The following is a 20,545-nucleotide window of genomic DNA, read 5'->3' as shown; positions in this document are numbered from 1 at the left end:
TGTTTAGAACCTATCAGCTTTCGGTTTGTTCAAGATTTTTTACACCCTTGCTAAGGCAAAGCCTTTGTGCAAAAACCGCAAGCACACACATAACAATAACAAGTCCAAGGTTAATTATAACAGGTTCAACACCAAAAATCCATAGCAATACAAGAGAAATTGCACAAATAGCGGCGGTAATTGCTATAATTATGGCTGCATTGATTACGGTATTGTAGTTACCTCGCAAAGCGTTGATTTCATCGTCCCATACAAGTTTAGGGTTTATTGTGTCCAAGAATATACCGAGGTAGGTTACAAAAACAACGCAGATAAGGCTTAAAAGAATATGTATAAGCGGAATTACGATAAATACAAACGGGTTAAAGCTGTCTGCGAGAATTGCGCAGTAAATATTAAATGCAATTACATAGAGCACCATAACAGAGCCGCTGATGATTATACTTGTAAGTGCTTTTGCATTCAGTTGAACTCTTAATGTAACGGGAATATAGCGCATAAATTGGAAGTGCTTGCCCTCTCTTGAAATTGCGGAAGAAGCGATACTGTTAATTGCCGTGACAAGGGCGGAAATTACAACAGCCGCTACGGTAATTACAGTAATACTTTTTTGATCTCCAGCAAGGTACGGTGTAAGTGTGCCCGACAAAAAGTTTGTACTGCCCTGCAAAATCATAATAACAGCCATAAAAACAGGCCACAAAAGGTTAATGGCTATGCAGTCCATAAAGAAAGGCGGAGTTCTGAAAAGGATAAGAAATTCTTTTTTCAGATAACTTGCAAAAACTCCTTTTTGGGTTGATTTTTCAACAGCCTGACTTGCAATGCTTTTACTGCGTTTGGATTTTGTGGTATTGATGTCCGACACACCTTTGATATACATTTTTGACGCAAGGAAAAGGAAGACTGCAACGAAAATTACATTTGCAAGCAAGTATAAAAGCAGTTGATATACGGATTCGCTTGAGATAGAATCCATCATAAGCGGAATGTGCGGAAAAATAAAGTTCATAACATTTAAAAATCCGTTGTCTGCGCTTGCAAGCGAAGTAACGATTGCGTCGGGATTAAATCCGCTGATGCTTACGAGAGCAACCAATGCGCCGACTATAAGCACGGCAGTGCCGATACCTGTAATTTTATTGAGGAAATCACGATTTTTTACCGAGTGGGTAAAGTACATAAATATAACGGCAATAATTCCGCAGTAAGCAAGAGGAATAATGGGAACGGTAAGTATGCCGATTATTGAAGTTATAACACCTGTAAGCGAAAATCCCTTTGCCGACATAAAGCCTACGCAAGCGCCGAGAATAAGGATAAATTCCATTATGTTTTCCGAAAGCAGGGAATAAGCAAACTTTGCGCTTACGATTTCTCTCGGCTTTAATGGAAGAGGAATGAGATTTTCAATATCGTTTGAAAAATAAAATATATTGATAATTACATTAATTCCGAATACTACGGAAAGGATAGAAATAATATGTAAAATTACTTCCGCACCCTGTGTTGCTCCGCCGTATGTCATTACGCCGAGTGTTAGGGCATAGGTGATTATTCCGACAAGCGCACCTGCCGGTATCATAATAAGAAGCACAACCGCCGTACCCATAATTGTATAAAAATGTTTGGAACGCTTTTTTTCTGCGGAGGTTAGCTCGGTTGTTTTTATAAAGGTTTTTAATAAATTAAAAAAATTACTCATTTTCAGTCAGCTCCAAAAAGATTTGTTCAAGTGATTTGCCTGTGTTCTGACTACAAAGATTATCGAGAGTGCCGTCATAAAGCGATTTGCCCTTTTTTATTATGATAACCTTGTCGCAGAGTTTTTCGGCAACTTCAAGTATGTGGGTGGAGAAAAATACGCAGTTACCCGCATCTGCGTGTTCACGCATCATAGCTTTCAGTTCAAAAGCACTCTTAGGGTCAAGACCGATGAGCGGTTCGTCAAGAATCCATACATCGGGATTGTGCACAAGTGCGGCGGCAACCATAATTTTCTGACGCATACCGTGCGAGTAGCTTAGCATAGGTGCGTTTAAGCTGTCGGTAAGTCCGAATCTGTCGCAAACTTCGGTAAATCTCTTTTTGCGCACATCTGACGGAACTTTGTAGATGTCACCGATGAAATTGAGGAACTCAATTCCTTTGAGCCTTAAGAACATATCGGGACTGTCGGCAATGTAACCGATACTTTTCTTTGCCTCAAGCGGTTCTTTTTTTATGTCGTGACCGTTGATGCTTATTTCACCGCTGTCACTTGAGAGAATACCTGTAAGCATTTTGATTGTGGTGGTTTTGCCCGAACCGTTCGGCCCGATAAATCCTACAATTTCGCCTTTATTTACAGTAAAAGACAGATCGTCTACTGCTTTTAAAGTGTTGTTAAATACCTTTGTAACATTATTGAAATTTATCATAATATCAGTCCTTTGTATGAATGTATTTATATAAATATTATAAAATCAGATATAGTCGCTGTCAATTATTTTTACATTGTTTTTAAAATTTGTTCTGATGCGACATATTTTGAAAAGCTTTTTGTATATGCAAAGTTTGATAACAACAATAACCCCTCCGACAACGCATATTAACAGCGTTGCCGGAGGGGTTATGCTTTTAAGCCTGTAATTGATTTAAAATTTTATTTCTTATTCTTTTTTAGTTTACCGATTACATAAATCAGTACAAAGCCGAGCAGGAAAGCACCTACTACACATTTAAACACAATGCCTAGCACACCGTCAAACATTGCAATTCCCGAAAAACTGTTCATAGCGTACCATACAGTCATAAAGCTGAAAAACCCCCCGATGATGTAGCACAAAGAACCGAGCTTTTTTGCCGATACGAACATATACAGAGCGATTATTGCCCATAATATAAAGTAAAAGGATTTTATGGTTTCCATTTGTTGATCTCCTATAAATCTAATGTATTAATGATTTAAAGTTTAAGGTCGGGAATATACTGCTTTATAATTGAAATTAATCCGACCTTTGGAGTATCTTCGTCGGGTAACTGCGGAAAGTCATATGCCGCATAGTCATTGCCCTCGATAATCGCAGGTCCGTTCTCCGAAATGCATACATCCCAACCGCAATATTTGAATTCGGGTTCTTCCAGTGCCGCCTTTTTAACAAGCTCCTTGACCTCTTCGCAGTAAGGAATTTTAAAACCTTTAAATTTTATTCCCGAATACGGGTGTTCGTATGCAATTTCCATATCGGAAGTATGTCCCGGCCCTGTTACCGTACCTGTATCGAGGTCAAAGTGACAGGCAAAACCGCCGTTTTCAAGATTATCTACAAATTTACCGTTATTTCCTGTTTTAAACACCGCATACAAAATATTCGGCTTGCCGTCTACCACAAGTGTGGCAATTCTTAAGCAGTTAATTGAGTGAGGATAAATTTTTGAAACATCGGGGTGTTGTTTTATTGCCTCTTCAAGTACACCGAATTCGTTTTCTTTGTCAAAAACATAATTATAAAATTCTTCGTCACTCTTAAAGTCCGCTTTAACAAGTCTTTCAATGCCTTTGCCGCATTCGCCGAAAGCAGGCTTTGCAATGAAAACATCCCAAGGCTTAATAAATTCGCTGAATTGCTCCAAAGTAATTTTTTCCTCAATTACAAGTACCCGTCTGCCAAGATATTTTGCAAATCTGGTATCAAATAATCTTTTATCGTTAAATATTTCGGCACTTGTAAGATCGTTCTGCATTAACATAAAACGCTTGTTTTTAAAGCGTGTCATATACGTTTTGCGTTGGTCTGCAGTCATATTGTAGTATTCAAACAGAACATAGTCATTATATCCCGCTCTGTATTTAAAAAAGCAACCTACCATATCAAAGAAAATGCCGGCTTTGTTTTTGCCGGATTTTGTGTGAACGGTATTTATTGCGCCGGAAAGTTTGCTGAATGTTGCGCCGGAGCAAACTCTGAAAAAGTAACCGATTCTCATAATAACCTCTTTTGTATCTTAGTTGTATCAAAATTACGGCTAATTTAAGCCATTTTGTGTAGTTAAGGGTGTATTTGTCAATATAACTTCCATTATAGTATATTTTGCGCTGAAATGTCAATAATGGTGACGGATTTGTGAAAAGTTTTTGAAAAGTAAAATTTTTCTGATAAAACTCTTGACTTTTGCTGACTTTAAGATTATAGTATAAGCATAAGAGTTAGCACTCACACACAGAGAGTGCTAAAACAACAAAAAACGCAGGCAGAGAGGTGATACCTATGGAGCTTGCGGAAAGAAAGCAAAAAATTCTTTCGGCTGTTGTTGAAAACTTTATAAAGACAGGTGAGCCTGTAGGTTCAAAAACTCTGATAGACGAAACGGATTTAAAAGTTTCATCGGCTACGGTAAGAAATGATATGGCAGACCTCACACAAAAGGGTTATCTTGTTCAGCCGCATACATCGGCAGGCAGAATACCTACTCAGCAGGGCTACAGATACTATGTTGACAATCTTATGAAGATTGTGGCGGTGTCACAGCGGGGCAGAGAACTTGTGGAGGATAAACTTTACAGAAATGCCGAATCACCCGAAAATATTTTAAAATCGGCGGCAGATCTTCTTTCGGAGCTGACAGGACTTACCGCAGTTGCCACAACACCGAATTCCGCAGAAAGCAGGATTCACAAAATCAGCTTTGTGCAGACGGGTTCGCACACGGCAATGACTGTTGTAATTGCCTCAAACGGCATTATAAAAAATCAGCTTTTCAGATGCGAATTTATAATCACTCCCGAAATCCTTGAAGTGTTTGACAAAGCGCTTAACGAATTGTTTGACGGAGTAAGGCTTTCTTCGATAAATCGTCCGTTTATACAGACGGCAGCGGCAAGATTTGGCGAGTTATCGCTCTTTATGCCAAGTGTGCTTACGGCGATAAAAGATGCGGCAGACAAGGCAAACGAAGTCGGAATCTTTTTGAGCGGTCAGACAAAGCCGTTGTTTATGCAGAATGTAAATTTTCTTGCGGCAAGAAATGTAATTGAACTTCTTTCAAGAAAAGGAGATCTTGCAGGTGTTCTTACAAGCCTGCCGATAGGTACTTCGGTAAGTATAGGTACAGAAAACAGCCGTATAGAACTTGCGTACAGCTCGGTAATTTCTTCAAGCTACAGCGTAAAAGATACACCGTCCGGTACGCTTGCCGTAATAGCTCCGATACGAACGGATTACGGCAGAGTGATTTCGATTATAGAATGTATAAGCGAATGTGTAAGTAAAATAATAAGCGAGCTTATAGAGCATTAATATAGAAAGGAAAGGTAATATGTCAAAGAAAAAAGAAGTGACAAAAGACGAAGCTGTTGTAAACGAGAATACATCCGAACAGACAGCTGAAGCGGTTACGGAAGAGATTGATGAAACCGCCAAAAAAATAGCTGAACTTGAGGAGGAACTCAACTCACAGAAAGACAAATATCTTCGCCTTTGTGCCGAGTATGACAACTACCGCAAGCGTACAGCAAACGAAAAGCTTTCTATTTATGATGACGCAACAGCAAAGGCGGTTACAGAGCTTTTGCCTGTAGCAGACAGTATTCAGATGGCTATTACAAATTTAAAAGATTGTGACCCCGAAATTTTAAAGGGCATTGAGCTTATTTCAAATCAGCTTGCAAAGTCGCTTGAAAAGCTCAAGGTTGAGCCTTTCGGTGCGCAGGGTGAGGAGTTTAATCCGGAAATTCACAACGCAATCTCAAAGATTGACGATGAGAATTTTGAAAAGAACTGTATTTCACAGGTGTTCCAGACAGGTTACAAAATCGGCGATAAAATTATTCGTCATGCAATGGTTCAGGTTGCAAATTGCGACTAAGACCTTTATATAAATAAATCAGTATAAAAGTAAAACAAATATATTCAGGAGGAATTCATTATGGCAAAGACAATAGGTATAGATTTAGGTACAACAAACTCATGTGTAGCAGTTATCGAAGGCGGCGAGCCTGTAGTTATTCCTAACGCCGAGGGCGCAAGAACAACTCCTTCCGTTGTTGCTTTCTCAAAAGACGGCGAGCGTATGGTAGGTCAGGTTGCAAAGCGCCAGGCTATCACAAACCCTGACAAGACAGTTTCTTCTATTAAGAGAGAAATGGGTACATCATATAAAGTATCAATTGACGGCAAGCAGTACACACCGCAGGAAATTTCAGCTATGATTCTTTCAAAGTTAAAGGCAGACGCTGAAGCATACCTCGGCGAAAAGGTAACACAGGCAGTTATTACAGTTCCTGCTTACTTTACAGACGCACAGCGTCAGGCTACTAAGGATGCAGGTAAGATTGCAGGTCTTGATGTAAAGAGAATTATCAACGAGCCTACAGCAGCTGCTCTTTCATACGGCATAGATAAAGAAAAAGACCAGAAGGTTATGGTATATGACCTCGGCGGCGGTACATTCGATGTATCTATCATTGAGATGGGCGACGGTGTTCAGGAAGTTCTTGCAACAGCAGGTAACAACCGCCTCGGTGGTGATGACTTCGATAAGAGAATTATCGACTGGATGGTAACATCATTCAAAAACGAAACAGGTATTGACCTTTCATCAGATAAGGTTGCTATGCAGCGTTTCAAAGAGGCTGCAGAGAAAGCTAAGATAGAGCTTTCGGGCGTTACAACATCTTCAATCAACCTCCCGTTCATTACAGCAGACCAGACAGGTCCTAAGCACCTTGACTTAACACTTACAAGAGCTAAGTTTGACGAACTTACAGCAGACCTTGTAGAGGCTACAATGGGTCCGGTTCGTTCGGCTCTCTCTGATTCAGGTTTACAGATCAGTCAGATTGACAAGGTTCTTATGGTCGGCGGTTCTTCAAGAATTCCTGCTGTACAGGAAGCTGTTAAAAAGCTTATCGGCAAAGAGCCGTTCAAGGGCATTAACCCTGATGAGTGCGTAGCTGTAGGTGCTGCTATTCAGGGCGGCGTTCTCGGCGGCGAGGTAGAGGGACTTCTTCTCCTCGATGTTACACCTCTTTCACTCGGTGTTGAAACAATGGGCGGCGTAATGACAAAGATTATTGAGAGAAACACAACAATTCCTACAAAGAAGAGCCAGATTTTCTCAACTGCCGCTGATAACCAGACACAGGTTGAAATCAATGTTTTACAGGGTGAGCGTGAATTTGCAAGAGATAACAAGCAGCTCGGTTTGTTTGCTCTCACAGGCATTGCTCCAGCTATGCGTGGTATCCCGCAGATTGAAGTAACATTTGATATTGATGCAAACGGTATTGTTAATGTATCTGCAAAAGACCTCGGTACAGGCAAGGAGCAGAAGATTCAGATTCAGAACTCAACCTCAATGAGCAAGGAAGATATCGACAAGGCTGTTAAGGAAGCAGAGCAGTACGCCGCAGAAGATAAGAAGCACCGTGAAGAGGTTGACGCTAAGAACGAAGCTGAAAACCTTGTATATCAGGCTGAAAAGCTCGTAAACGAGAGCGGCGACAAGATTTCAGAGGACGAAAAGAATACAATCAATACAAAGTGTGCTGCAGTTAAGGATGCTATCGCTAAGAATGACAAGTCTATGATTGACACTGCTAAGGAGGATTTACAGAAAGCTGTTTACGAAGTTTCCGCAAAACTTTATCAGCAGGCAAATCCGCAGGGTGCACAGGGTGCGGCTCCGCAGGGTGACCCACAGCAGGGCGCACAGGGCGGCTCAAACGGTGACCCTAACGTATATGATGCCGATTTTAAGGATGTTGACGGCAACTGATTAAAAACGGCAGCCTATAAATAGATTTACACAATGATTGACTTCATTTGTTTTTCCTGTTAAAATTTGTTAAAGGGGCTGTTTTTTGCAACGGCTCCTTTAGCACTGTATGGATTTTTGACAGCGTATACAGCGTATATAGATAACCTTTATACAGCTGATAACAAGTTATTAAAAGGTGAGAATGATGGCAGATAAAAGAGATTATTACGAGGTGCTTGGCGTTTCTAAGGGAGCAAGCGAAGATGAAATTAAAAAGGCTTACCGTCAGAGCGCTAAAAAGTACCATCCTGACCTCCATCCGGGAGATAAGGAATGTGAAGAAAAATTCAAAGAAGTCAACGAGGCTTACGAGGTACTTTCAGATAAAGATAAAAAAGCACGCTATGACCAGTACGGTCACGCAGGCGTAGACCCTAACTTCAGTGCGGGCGGCGCAGGCGGTTACGGTGCATACGGTCAGGGCATTGATATAGATGATATTTTTTCAAGCTTTTTCGGCGGATTCGGAGGCAGACACTCCAATAATCCTAATGCTCCGAGCCGAGGCAGCGATGTTGAGGCAAGCATTTATATTTCATTTGAAGAGGCTGCAAAGGGCTGTAAAAAGACCGTAAGCTACGATTGCGTTTCTTCTTGTGACGAATGTCACGGTACGGGCGCAAAACCCGGTACTCAGCCTAAGACCTGCTCTGTATGCGGAGGCTCGGGCAGAGTTACAATCAGCCAGCGTTCACCTTTCGGAGTTGTTCAGACACAGCGTGCCTGTGACGCTTGTCACGGTAAAGGCAAGATTATTGACAGTCCTTGCCCTAAGTGCGGCGGTTCGGGCAGAAAGCGCAGGACTAAAACTGTTGATATTACAGTTCCGGCAGGCATTAAAGACCAGCAGATTCTTAATGTTGGCGGCAGAGGCAACGCAGGTTACAACGGCGGCCCTTCGGGTGACCTTCATGTATATGTAAATGTTCAGCCGCATCCTGTATTTGAACGCAGAGGCGACGATGTATGGTGCAATCTTCCTCTTACATTTGCACAGGCTGCTCTCGGCGCAGAGGTGGTTGTTCCTACTCTCGACGGCAAGGTTTCGTATCAGGTTCACGAGGGTACACAGCCGGGCGATGTATTTAAGCTTAAGGGCAAAGGCATTCAGCGTCTTAACGGCAGAGGAAAAGGCGACCAGTATGTGCGTGTAACCATTGAAGTTCCGAAGAATCTTAACGCTAAGCAGAAAAATCTTATAAAAGAATTTGAGAATGTTACAAACGAAAAGAACTACGCACAGCGCAACAGCTTTTTTGAGAAAATAAAGAGAATGTTCAACGAATAATTCTGATAACAGTATATAAAGGGGCTTAATAAATGGAGTCTTGGACAGAAATAAAAATTGCGGTAAACGCAAAGGATATAGACAGGGCAGGCGACATTGCGAATGTTGTAGTGCCTTACGGAATTTATATTGAGGACTACACTGCTCTTGAGCAGGAAGTGCAGGAGATTGCACACATTGACCTTATAGATGAGGATTTGCTCAAGAAGGACAGGAGCGTTGCCTATGTTCATATTTACCTTGAGCCTGATGTTTCTCCGAACGAGGCTGTAGCCTTTTTGTCCGAAAGGTATAATGCAGAGGGTATTGAGCATAAAATTGAATTGCTCGACTGTGCCGAAGAGGATTGGAGAAACAATTGGAAAAAGTATTTTAATCCGATTGCCGTTGGAGAAAAGCTCCTTATTCGCCCAAGTTGGAGAGATGATTACGATCCGCAGGGCAGAATAGTTTTGAATATTGACCCGGGTCTTGCGTTTGGCACAGGCAGTCACGAAACCACAAGACTTTGCCTTGAAATGTGCGAAAAGTATATGAAAAAAGGCGACAAAGTGCTTGATGTGGGTTGTGGCAGCGGTGTGCTCGGTATTGCGTCTTTGCTTATGGGTGCAGAAAGTGCCGTCGGAGTTGACATTGACGATGTTGCGGTAAGAACCGCAAAAGAAAATGCCGAAATTAACAATGTGGCTGACCGCTTTACTGCAATCTGCGGCAGCTTTACAGATAAAGTAACAGGTAAGTATGACATTGTACTTGCAAATATTGTAGCAGACGCAATTATGTTCCTTTCAAAAGGTGTAAAAGACTTTATGAAAGACGATGCGGTTTATATTATGAGCGGTATTATTGATACCCGTGCCGAAGAGGTAAAGGAATCAATCGGCAAGGATTTTGACATTATAGAAGAACACCTTGAAAAAGGTTGGGTGTGCCTTGCCGCAAAAGCAAAAAAATAAGGTAATAAATGTGCTGTATAGTGCGATATTTACTGAACATTTGTCATAAAACTGTCACAATAGTGTGATAAAATCTAAATAATTTTGATGCTCGGAGGCACGATTATGAAAAAACCAAATAAAAAGAATACAGTAAATCTGTTTTTCTCTGCATTCCTTATTCTTGCGTTTGTAGTATGCGCACACTTTTTCTCTAATTTTGCACTTGGACAGAATCAGGTGCTTTCAAATGTAATTCAGTTGTTTGTTTACACAGTGTTCGGTCTGCTTTTGTTCTACGCAACAAGAGTCGGCGACGGAAAGCCTGTAAAGCGTTTTTCACCGATTACATTAATAATTATGGTATTGCCTGCGCTTTACATAATGATTGCAAGCATAGCAAGCGGTATGCCGCTCCACAGCGCATTTGTTATAAATGACAGTTCAATCAGCATTGTAACAACACTTGCAGCCGTTGTATTCGGTTACGGTATTCCGTACACATTCTTAAGCGGTTTTGAAATTGCCGAGGAAGAGAACGAAAGCGAGAAAAAATTCGTTGAGGGCGGTATAGAAGCTGACATTCAGGATGTTGAAAATGAAGAAGAATCAGAGGAAACTTCCGAAAATGCCGAAGAAACCGAAACAAGCGAAGAAAACACAGAAGAATAATTTGTTTTACTTATTAATTTGACAGCGACTTGACAAAATCGAGCCGCTGTTTTATTATTTAAGCGGTGCCTTATACGGTTATTTAAGAATTAAAGGCTTTTTATCATAAGTTTGGGTAATTTATAGTTTAGCGTAATACTTCAGCCAAGTAATTATAAAAGTTTGGCAACCTTAAAAAAGGCTTGACCTGAATTTTTAAATTATTACACTAAACCGTGAGCCAAACAATAATTTATTATTGTTACCCCAACATTTAAAACCAAATTAAAGAGGGTGAATTTATGGACGAAAAGGATAAGTTTGACGGAACAGAAAAAATTGAAGAGGAAGAAGAAAACGTATATATTGCCCGTCACGCAAAAAAAGATGAAGAGGACAGATTTGCGGATATTGAAAATTTTGATGTTGATAATACCGAAACTGTTGAAAATAAAGAAGTTGAAAAAAATTCAAACGATGTACCGAATAATGAGCCTGCCATAGACAGCGCAGAGAATTTTGATGTTCACAGCGATAATTACGGCGATGATTTTGACTGTCAATCGATAGCAAGCAAAAATCATATACCGTCGGATAATCCGAAAAAAAGCAACAGAGATTACGGTGACGGTTTTGACGCTCAAACGGGTGAGGACAGACACGAATTTAAGCGCAGACAACCGAATAATGACGACTATTATGAGAATAATGCAGATACGGACGATTATTTGGGAAAGCCGAAAAAGCAGAAAAAAGCGAAAAAACAAAAGCAGAAAAACAGTAAGGCGGCTATGGTATGCGTAGTGGTAGCCGTTGCGGTTATAGTAGTATGTGTGCTTGCTTTTGTGCTTTCAAAATGTTCGTTTGACAATAAAAAATCGACGGTGACAACTGCACCTACCACGAAAGCGACTGTTGCCACAACTCAAGAGCCGACAACCGAGCATAACGAGCCTGAAACCGAATCGGAGTATGTTCCCGATTACACGGAGAATGTGGAGGAAACCACAGAACAGCCTTCCACAGAGGAGTACACCGAGCCGGAAACAGAGCCTTACACAGAAGAATATACCGAACCCGAAACTTACGAATCTACCCCGGATACAGAACCTGTAACGGAGTATGTTCCCGACGAAACAACACAAATTGTATAAAATGGAGATGTAAAAAATATGGGATGTAGTCATGATTGTTCTTCTTGCAGTTCGGATTGCAAGTCAAAAAATCCCGAAAGTATGAGAGAAAGCCTTAATCAATACAGCAGTGTAAAGAAAGTAATTGCCGTAGTATCGGGCAAGGGCGGAGTAGGCAAAAGCCTTGTTACTTCAACTCTTGCGGTAACTTTCAACCGTCTTGGTAAAAAAACGGCTATTCTTGACGCAGATATTACAGGCCCGTCAATTCCAAAGGCTTTTGGCATTAACGAAAGAGCAAAGGGCAACGAATACGGAATTATTCCTGTTACAACCGAAACGGGAATTGATATTATGTCAGTAAACCTTTTGCTTGAAAATCCGACCGACCCTGTTGTATGGCGTTCACCTGTCATTACAGGCACGGTAAAGCAGTTTTGGAAAGATGTTATCTGGGAAAACGAGGACTATATGTTTGTTGATATGCCTCCGGGAACAGGAGATGTTCCGCTTACCGTATTCCAGAGTTTGCCGATTGACGGAATCATTGTAGTTGCATCTCCGCAGGAGCTTGTTTCCATGATTGTCGAAAAGGCGGTAAAAATGGCAAATATGATGAATGTGCCGATCCTCGGTCTTGTTGAGAATATGAGTTATTTTGTATGTCCCGATTGCGGCAAAAAGCATAATATTTTCGGTGAAAGCCATATTGATGAAATTGCCGAGCGTTACAATACAAAGGTACTTGCAAAGCTTCCTATTGACAGCGACCTTGCCAAGTGTGTTGACGATGGCAGAGTAGAACTCTTTGAGGGCAACTACCTTGATGATGCCGCACAGGAAATCGAAAAAGCACTTGCGTGAATAATAAATTATGACTTTGCGCAAATTTAAGATAAAATCTTATAATCGCTTTACGAAATGTTTTTCTGAAACATAATTTTAAAGCTGAGGCTCTTCTGAACGGAGAGCCTTTTGTTATGCACTTTAGTTAAATAAATTGTAATTTTATGCTTTATTATATCCAAAAATATGCTTGTATTTATATGTATTAAAATGGTATAATTATGCTGTTCTATGGAATGTAATTGATATGAAATTTGGAGGAACAGAAAAATGCACAGATGTCCGGATTGCGGAGAAAGATTTGAGGGTAATATATGTACCTTTTGCGGCAGACCCGTACCGCAAGAAGAATTAGAACAGGAAAAAGCCGTTCAGGAAAAATCCGACGAACAGGCAAATATAAATAATTCTGAAGAAGCGTCGAAATTTACAGTTGAAAATGCTGCTTTAAACAGTGACGGTGTTCAGCCTGTAAACGAATACGCACAAAACGGTTACAACACACAGCCTGTAAACAACTATGCTCAAAAAAATTACAATTCACAGCATAGTTACGGAAACCCTAATTACAGCAACAGCGCAATGCCGAACGGTTATACTAATCAAAATCAGCCGTTTTCGGATGTTGTAAATACCCGTGAAAAGAAAAAATCAAAAACAGCTCGCATAGTTGTTCCTGTTGTTGTAAGTGTATTGATTATCAGCCTTTGTGTTATCGGATATATCGTCATAATGAATGTAATCAAAAATAATAAATTTAATAAGGGAATAGGTGAGTTTACGGGTGCGGATGACTCTGCTGCCGTTTCGTCCGTGAGTATGGATTTGGACGAAAACTCGTATTGCTTTTACACTGAAAACGATGACGGAACTGTTACAGTCACAGGTATTGACACCGTGGATTACTACAATGATTTTAAGGATGAAGTTGTAGATGATACTTACAATTTTTATTTTAATATTCCGAGTGAAATTAACGGCAAAACCGTAACTGCTATCGGAAAAATCAATCCGACCAATCCTCTTTCCTCGGGTACTCTCCATATTTATATTACAGTACCCGGTACAGTAAAGACAATACAGAGCGATACTTTTAAACTGTCGGAACATGTGCGTGAAATTACCTTTGAAGACGGTGTTGAAACTCTTGAGCCTGACGCTATTGTAGATTGCTATTCGCTTGATAGGGTTAATATTCCGGAATCGGTGACCGTTATAGGCGAGCATGCGGTAGGCTTTAATATTGCGGGAGATACATTTTCAGAGCCTGTCGGCAAAAGAGAATATACCCGTTCTCCGCTTACTTACATATACACTAAAGAAGGCTCGGCTGCCGACAGATACGCCAAGGATAACGATTTGTACATTAAATACAACTGATGCTTTGATTAATCGTGAGCGTTTGAATTCTAAAGGCTTTTATCGAAGGTTGAGATAATTGCTTAGATGAAATTATGTAAAATAATAAACTTAAGGTTCTCTGCTGCGGAGAACCTTTTTGTTATGAAATTATAAAAATATGCAATATATTTTTTTTTTATATGTAAATAAAAGCAATTGATTTTTGCATAAACAAAATGGTATAATTATGCAATAGTATGGCAAATATATTTTGCTTATTTAAGGAGAGGTATAGTAAATGAAATGTCCTAATTGCGGAAATAAAATCACAGGTAAGTTTTGCACAAGCTGCGGCACACCCGCTCCTGTCGAAGAGCCTGTAAAAGAGCAGGAAACTCAAACACAGCCTGCACCACAGCCGTATCAGTATAATTCATCTGCTAATCAGCCAAACGGTATGCCTGTAAATAACGGTTACACAGGTCAGCAGTTTACAAATGTTCCTAACAACAATATGCCTAATCAGCCTAAAAAAGGTATGAGCGGCGGTAAGGTTGCGGCTATTGTAATCAGCGTTATTCTCGGTATCATAATTATTCTTGCTGTTGTTTTCGGCATTGTAGCCTGCAACGTTTTTAAGACTGTCGGTTCGGTTATTGGTGGCGTTAAGGAAGGCGTAAGCATATTTGTAGAAGATAATGAAAGCAAATACAACAGTGACAGCAGCGCTGAGAGCAGTGAAAGAAATTATGACAGTGCAAGCCATTTTTACTATCAGGAGATTAACGACGGCAGCGAAATTGAAATCACAGGCTATAATTATATGGACACATTTGACGAAACATTTACCGATAAGAATTTTGAAATCAGAGTTCCGAACGAAATTAACGGCAAGCCTGTAACAAGCGTTTATGAGATATATGTTTATAATTATTCGAATATCGACACCGATGATTTGAATATGAAGCTTATAATCCCCGGCTCTGTTAAGAATATTGAGAGCTATGCTTTGTGGGGCTTAGAGGGCGTAACCGAAATTGTTTTTGAAGATGGTGTTGAAAGCATTGGAGACTATGCTGTTTATAACTGCAAGTATCTTAAAAAGATTACAATTCCGGAGTCTGTAACATATATCGACGATGTCGGTGTCGGATATTTAGATTCAAATGAAGAAAATGTTATTTCAAAAGACCTTGTTATTGTAGCAAAGAAAGGCTCAGCAGCCGAAAAATACGCTCAGGATAACGGCTTTAAGGTTGAGAATAACTGATTTGCCAAAGCTAAAAATTGATAACCTTTTATATAAAACCGCTCTCTGCTTTTACGGAGGGCGGCTTTTTCGGTATATAAAGAAAATTTTGGGGTAAAATAGTATCTGCTGCGGCACAAATTTGAAAAACTCAAGTAAAAATGCCGTAAAATCGGGATAAAAACGCTTGACAAAACGATATTTGTTGAGTTATAATACTAAATTGCAGAGCAATGTGTAATTGCACCTTGTTCGGCATATCGGCCCTGCTTGACAGGGCGGTTAATCAATTTCTTAATATTTTGGAAAGGAGGAAAAATATGCCTACATTTAACCAGTTGGTAAGAAAGGGCAGAGAGGTTTCCGAAAAGAAAGCTAAGGCTCCTGCACTCTTAAAGGGTTGGAACTCTAAGAAGCGTGTTGCTATCAACCAGAGCTCACCACAGAAGAGAGGTGTGTGCACAGCTGTAAAGACTGCTACACCTAAAAAGCCTAACTCAGCTCTCAGAAAGATTGCCAGAGTAAGACTTTCTAACGGTATCGAAGTTAGTTCTTACATTCCAGGTGTTGGTCACAACCTTCAGGAGCACAGCGTTGTTCTTATTCGTGGTGGCCGTGTTAAGGACTTGCCTGGTGTTCGTTATCACATTGTTCGTGGTACACTCGACGCACAGGGCGTTGCAGGAAGAATGCAGTCCCGTTCTAAGTATGGCGCAAAGCGTCCAAAGGCAGGTAAATAAGGAATTGACATAACTTCGGCTTAAATTGATTTTAAGTTCTGCTATGCGGCAGGATTTCTATATATATTTATGGATTTCTTGTTGGCATACGGGAGTTTGTCGCTTTCGAGTACCTATGATATCTCAATTATTGTGAAGGAGGGAAGCAAAGTGCCAAGAAGAGGTTCTATTGCGAAGCGTGACGTATTACCGGATCCGCTTTATAATTCAAAACTTGTAACTCGTCTTATCAATAACATTATGTATGACGGTAAAAAGGGCGTTGCTCAGAAGATTGTTTACGGTGCATTTGAAATCATTGCTGATAAGACAGGTAATAACCCACTTGAGGTTTTCGAGCAGGCTATGGAAAATGTAATGCCAGTTCTCGAGGTAAAGGCTCGCCGTGTAGGTGGTGCCACATATCAGGTTCCTATGGAGGTTCGTCCTGAGAGAAGACAGACACTCGGTCTTCGTTGGATTTCAACTTACTCAAGAGCCAGAAATGAAAGAACAATGAAGGAAAGACTTGCAGGAGAAATTCTTGATGCTACTAACAGCACAGGCGGTGCCTTCAAAAAGCGTGAAGACACTCATAAGATGGCTGAAGCAAACAAGGCTTTCGCTCATTACAGATGGTAATTTTTATTACCGGAGTAATTTTTAGAGGAGGATTTTATGCCAAGACAGGTTTCACTTGAACAGACAAGAAACATCGGTATCATGGCTCACATCGATGCCGGTAAAACTACAACAACAGAGCGTATCCTGTATTACACTGGCGTAAACCATAAAATCGGCGAAACACACGATGGTGCTTCAACCATGGACTGGATGGTTCAGGAGAAAGAACGTGGTATCACAATCACTTCTGCTGCAACAACAGCATTTTGGTTCGGTAGCAAGCATCAGTACAAGAAACACAGAATCAACATCATCGACACACCTGGTCACGTTGACTTCACCGTTGAAGTTGAGCGTTCACTCCGTGTACTTGACGGTTCTGTAACAGTTCTTTGTGCTAAGGGCGGCGTTGAGCCTCAGTCTGAAACCGTATGGCGTCAGGCTGACAACTACGGCGTACCAAGAATGGTTTACGTTAATAAAATGGACATCATGGGTGCTAACTTCTACCATGTTGTACAGATGATGAAGGACAGACTTAAATGTAACGCTGTTCCGATTCAGCTCCCAATCGGTGCCGAAAGCGACTTCACAGGTATTATCGACCTCGTTACTATGAAGGCCGAGATTTACCACAACGAAGACGGTACAGATTACAGTGAGGAAGAAATTCCTGAGAACATGCAGGATCTTGCTAACGAGTATCACGAGAAACTCATCGAGTCAGTTGCTGAGCTTGACGAGGATCTTATGGAGAAATACTTCGGCGGCGAGGAAATTTCTATAGATGAAATTAAGAAAGTTATCAGAAAAGCTACAATCGACAATACAATGGTTCCTGTAACTTGCGGTTCTTCATACCGTAACAAGGGCGTTCAGATGCTTCTTGACGCTATTATCGATTATATGCCTGCTCCAACCGACGTTCCTGCTATCAAGGGTACAAACCCTGAAACAGGCGAAGAAGTTGAAAGACATTCTTCTGATACAGAGCCTTTTGCGGCTCTCGCATTTAAGATTGCAACTGACCCATTCGTAGGTAAGCTCTGCTTCTTCAGAGTTTACTCAGGTATTGTTAAGGCCGGAGATACAGTTTACAACTCTGTAAAAGACAACAACGAGCGTATGGGCAGAATTCTTCAGATGCACGCTAACGACAGAAAAGATATCGACTGCTGCTATGCAGGTGATATTGCTGCTGCTGTTGGTCTTAAGAATACAACAACAGGTGACACACTCTGCGACGAAAAGAATCCTGTAGTTCTTGAGTCTATGGAGTTCCCGGAGCCTGTTATCAGAGTAGCTATCGAGCCTAAGACTAAAGCCGGTCAGGAAAAGATGGGTATTGCTCTTGCAAAGCTTGCAGAAGAAGACCCAACATTCCGTGCTTATACTGATGAAGAAACAGGTCAGACAATTATCGCAGGTATGGGTGAGCTTCACCTTGAGATTATCGTTGACCGTCTTCTCCGTGAGTTTAAGGTAGAGGCTAATATCGGTGCTCCGCAGGTTGCTTACAAAGAAACAATCCGTAAAGAGGCTTCTGTTGATGAGAAGTATGCTCGTCAGTCAGGTGGTAAGGGTCAGTACGGTCATGTTAAGATTAATGTATTCCCTAACAAGGACAAGGGTTACGAATTCGTTAATAACATTGTCGGCGGTGCTATTCCTAAGGAATATATTCCTGCTGTTGACCAGGGTATCCAGGGCGCAATGCTCAGCGGTGTACTCGCAGGTTACAATGTAGTTGACGTTAAGGTTGAGCTTTATGATGGATCTTACCACGAGGTTGACTCATCAGAAATGGCATTTAAGATTGCCGGTTCTATGGCATTCAAAGAGGCTATGAGAAAAGCTGATCCTGTTCTCCTTGAGCCTATCATGAAGGTTACAGTTATCGTTCCTGACGAATACCTCGGTGATGTTATCGGCGACCTTAACTCTCGTCGTGGTATGATCCAGAGCATGGAAGCAGAGAACGGTGCACAGAGAGTAACAGCTCATGTTCCGCTTTCAGAAATGTTTGGTTATGCTACTGATATGCGTTCTAAGACACAGGGCCGTGGTCAGTATGTAATGGAGCCTGATACTTATGCAGAAGTTCCAAAGAACATTGCTGAAAAGATTATGAGCGAGAGAGCTAAGAAGGACTAATTAATCCTTTTTGCTGAATATATTAGGTTTTTTATAAAAACCTCTTGATTTTTTGCTGATTTGTTGGTACAATAGCATTAAATCTATTGTAATGTAAATTACAATGAATTACCATATTTAAGGAGGAAATTTCCAATGGCAAGAGAAAAATTCGAAAGAAATAAACCCCATGTAAACATTGGTACAATCGGCCACGTTGACCATGGTAAAACAACACTTACAGCTGCAATTACAAAGGTTCTCAACTTAGAAGGCGACGCTGACTTCGTTGATTACGCTAACATCGATAAGGCTCCTGAAGAGAGAGAGCGTGGTATCACAATTAACACAGCTCACGTTGAGTACGAGACAGAAAAGCGTCACTATGCACACGTTGACTGCCCAGGCCATGCTGACTATGTAAAGAACATGATCACAGGTGCTGCTCAGATGGACGGCGCTATCCTCGTTGTATCAGCTGCTGACGGTCCTATGCCACAGACAAGAGAGCACATCCTTCTTTCTCGTCAGGTAGGTGTACCTTACATCGTAGTATTCATGAACAAGACAGACCAGGTTGACGATCCTGAGCTTCTTGAGCTCGTAGAGATGGAGATCCGTGACCTCCTCAACGAGTATGGCTTCCCGGGCGATGAAACACCAATCATCAAGGGTTCAGCTTACCTCGCACTTACAAGCGATTCTAAGGATCCTAATGCTCCTGAGTATGCTTGCATCCACGAGCTTATGGATGCTGTTGACGAGTTTATCCCAACTCCTGACCGTAAGGCTGACCAGCCATTCCTTATGCCTGTTGAGGACGTATTCACAATCACAGGCCGTGGTACAGTTGCTACAGGTAGAGTTGAAAGAGGTCAGATCAGAACTTCTGAGGAAGTTGAGATCGTTGGTCTTACAGACGAGAAGAGAAAAGTTGTTGTTACAGGTCTTGAGATGTTCAGAAAGACTCTTGATTATGCTGAGGCTGGTGACAACGTAGGTGTACTTCTCCGTGGTGTTCAGAGAAATGAAATCCAGAGAGGTCAGGTACTTGCTAAGCCAGGTACAATTCACCCACACACAAAGTTCCGTGGTCAGGTTTACGTTCTTACAAAGGACGAGGGTGGCCGTCATACACCATTCTTTAACAACTACCGTCCACAGTTCTACTTCAGAACAACTGACGTTACAGGTACAATCTCACTCCCAGAGGGTACAGAGATGTGTATGCCTGGCGATAACGTTGAGATGGATGTTGAGCTTATCACTCCAATCGCTATCGAAGTAGGTCTTCGTTTCGCTATCCGTGAGGGTGGTAGAACAGTAGGTTCAGGTGCAGTTATCGCTATTAACGAGTAATTCACTTTGAATTTATAACACTTTCTTAAATAATTGAGCCGATTCGCAAGAGTCGGCTCTTTTTGTGTTTATTGAAAAGTAAATTTGGGTTTTGACTATTTGTAAAATGTGGGAAAGTATGATTTCCTGTTTAAGTGAAATAATTAAAAAATTTAGGTCAAGCCTTTTTAAAGGCTTGCGGGTATGGGCAGCGCCCATAATATCTTCCAATATAACAATTTATCCGGCGCAAACAGCGACGCTGTTTGCGTGTTAAAACTAAGTTTGAAAAAACAGGCGACAGCCATTAAAAAAACCTATATTTTATTAACAAAATAATGATTTCCTTTTCTTGCTGCTTTCACTTTTCAAGGCTAACACCGTTGTGTTCAAGCCGCAAAACAGCAAACTGTTTTGCTATCATTAGATTGCATAAACGGAAAGTATTTGTGGGCTTTGCCCACACCCACAACCTTTGAAAAGGTTGA

Annotated in this window: 18 protein-coding genes; 14 read left to right on the top strand and 4 right to left on the bottom strand. The window is 41.0% G+C overall.

Annotation, left to right across the window (positions count from 1 at the left end):
• Positions 1 to 13 precede the first annotated feature (13 nt).
• The 4 genes from H8R91_RS07775 to H8R91_RS07760 all read right to left on the bottom strand — a co-directional run bounded on the left by H8R91_RS07775 (position 14) and on the right by H8R91_RS07760 (position 3,969).
• Positions 14 to 1,705, bottom strand: a complete 1,692-nt coding sequence (locus H8R91_RS07775; protein WP_022234064.1) for a hypothetical protein — start codon at positions 1,703 to 1,705, stop codon at positions 14 to 16.
• On the bottom strand, positions 1,698 to 2,420 hold the full coding sequence (locus tag H8R91_RS07770) for an ABC transporter ATP-binding protein (protein ID WP_186935518.1): 723 nt from the start codon (positions 2,418 to 2,420) through the stop codon (positions 1,698 to 1,700). Before H8R91_RS07770 ends, H8R91_RS07775 begins: the two co-directional genes overlap by 8 nt.
• 224 nt (positions 2,421 to 2,644) lie before the next feature.
• Positions 2,645 to 2,911 (bottom strand): hypothetical protein, encoded by a 267-nt coding sequence (locus tag H8R91_RS07765; RefSeq protein ID WP_022234066.1) that lies wholly within the window; start codon positions 2,909 to 2,911, stop codon positions 2,645 to 2,647.
• 35 nt (positions 2,912 to 2,946) lie between these two features.
• Positions 2,947 to 3,969 (bottom strand): sugar-transfer associated ATP-grasp domain-containing protein, encoded by a 1,023-nt coding sequence (locus H8R91_RS07760; RefSeq protein WP_186935517.1) that lies wholly within the window; start codon positions 3,967 to 3,969, stop codon positions 2,947 to 2,949.
• Between the two features lie 281 nt (positions 3,970 to 4,250).
• Between H8R91_RS07760 and hrcA the strand changes: the two genes are divergently transcribed.
• The 14 genes from hrcA (at position 4,251) to tuf (ending at position 20,078) form a co-directional block, all read left to right on the top strand.
• Positions 4,251 to 5,279: a heat-inducible transcriptional repressor HrcA gene (gene hrcA / locus H8R91_RS07755; RefSeq protein WP_186935516.1), complete on the top strand. Its 1,029-nt coding sequence runs from the start codon at positions 4,251 to 4,253 to the stop codon at positions 5,277 to 5,279.
• A gap of 19 nt (positions 5,280 to 5,298) precedes the next feature.
• Positions 5,299 to 5,847, top strand: coding sequence for a nucleotide exchange factor GrpE (gene grpE / locus H8R91_RS07750; protein ID WP_022234069.1), 549 nt, complete (start codon positions 5,299 to 5,301; stop codon positions 5,845 to 5,847).
• Positions 5,848 to 5,907: 60 nt separating this feature from the next.
• Positions 5,908 to 7,758 carry a molecular chaperone DnaK gene (dnaK, locus tag H8R91_RS07745; protein ID WP_022234070.1) on the top strand — a complete coding sequence of 617 codons (1,851 nt, stop codon included), beginning with the start codon at positions 5,908 to 5,910 and terminating at the stop codon, positions 7,756 to 7,758.
• A 187-nt stretch (positions 7,759 to 7,945) separates the two neighbouring features.
• Positions 7,946 to 9,088, top strand: coding sequence for a molecular chaperone DnaJ (gene dnaJ, locus H8R91_RS07740; RefSeq protein ID WP_186935515.1), 1,143 nt, complete (start codon positions 7,946 to 7,948; stop codon positions 9,086 to 9,088).
• Between the two features lie 32 nt (positions 9,089 to 9,120).
• Complete coding sequence (prmA, locus tag H8R91_RS07735) at positions 9,121 to 10,044, top strand: 50S ribosomal protein L11 methyltransferase (RefSeq protein WP_178587269.1); 924 nt, start codon at positions 9,121 to 9,123, stop codon at positions 10,042 to 10,044.
• A gap of 105 nt (positions 10,045 to 10,149) precedes the next feature.
• Positions 10,150 to 10,695: a hypothetical protein gene (locus H8R91_RS07730; RefSeq protein WP_022234073.1), complete on the top strand. Its 546-nt coding sequence runs from the start codon at positions 10,150 to 10,152 to the stop codon at positions 10,693 to 10,695.
• A 281-nt stretch (positions 10,696 to 10,976) separates the two neighbouring features.
• The gene (locus H8R91_RS07725) at positions 10,977 to 11,828 is read left to right on the top strand and encodes a hypothetical protein (RefSeq protein WP_186935514.1); all 852 of its coding nucleotides are present in this window, start codon (positions 10,977 to 10,979) and stop codon (positions 11,826 to 11,828) included.
• Between the two features lie 18 nt (positions 11,829 to 11,846).
• Positions 11,847 to 12,671 (top strand): Mrp/NBP35 family ATP-binding protein, encoded by an 825-nt coding sequence (locus tag H8R91_RS07720; protein WP_186935513.1) that lies wholly within the window; start codon positions 11,847 to 11,849, stop codon positions 12,669 to 12,671.
• Positions 12,672 to 12,923: 252 nt separating this feature from the next.
• Positions 12,924 to 14,033 carry a leucine-rich repeat protein gene (locus H8R91_RS07715; RefSeq protein ID WP_186935512.1) on the top strand — a complete coding sequence of 370 codons (1,110 nt, stop codon included), beginning with the start codon at positions 12,924 to 12,926 and terminating at the stop codon, positions 14,031 to 14,033.
• A 259-nt stretch (positions 14,034 to 14,292) separates the two neighbouring features.
• On the top strand, positions 14,293 to 15,264 hold the full coding sequence (locus H8R91_RS07710; RefSeq protein WP_186935511.1) for a leucine-rich repeat protein: 972 nt from the start codon (positions 14,293 to 14,295) through the stop codon (positions 15,262 to 15,264).
• A gap of 299 nt (positions 15,265 to 15,563) precedes the next feature.
• Positions 15,564 to 15,983 carry a 30S ribosomal protein S12 gene (gene rpsL, locus H8R91_RS07705; RefSeq protein WP_022234078.1) on the top strand — a complete coding sequence of 140 codons (420 nt, stop codon included), beginning with the start codon at positions 15,564 to 15,566 and terminating at the stop codon, positions 15,981 to 15,983.
• A gap of 150 nt (positions 15,984 to 16,133) precedes the next feature.
• The gene (gene rpsG, locus H8R91_RS07700; protein ID WP_022234079.1) at positions 16,134 to 16,604 is read left to right on the top strand and encodes a 30S ribosomal protein S7; all 471 of its coding nucleotides are present in this window, start codon (positions 16,134 to 16,136) and stop codon (positions 16,602 to 16,604) included.
• A gap of 36 nt (positions 16,605 to 16,640) precedes the next feature.
• A complete protein-coding gene (gene fusA, locus H8R91_RS07695; RefSeq protein WP_022234080.1) occupies positions 16,641 to 18,740 on the top strand; it encodes an elongation factor G in 2,100 nt (699 codons plus the stop codon).
• A gap of 135 nt (positions 18,741 to 18,875) precedes the next feature.
• On the top strand, positions 18,876 to 20,078 hold the full coding sequence (tuf, locus tag H8R91_RS07690) for an elongation factor Tu (protein WP_186935510.1): 1,203 nt from the start codon (positions 18,876 to 18,878) through the stop codon (positions 20,076 to 20,078).
• Positions 20,079 to 20,545: the final 467 nt, after the last annotated feature.

It is taken from the genome of Ruminococcus intestinalis (assembly GCF_014288065.1).
Taxonomy (GTDB): domain Bacteria; phylum Bacillota; class Clostridia; order Oscillospirales; family Acutalibacteraceae; genus Ruminococcoides; species Ruminococcoides intestinale_A.
Note: the sequence above shows the minus strand (reverse complement) of the source record. Positions and strands in the feature narration are given on the sequence as shown.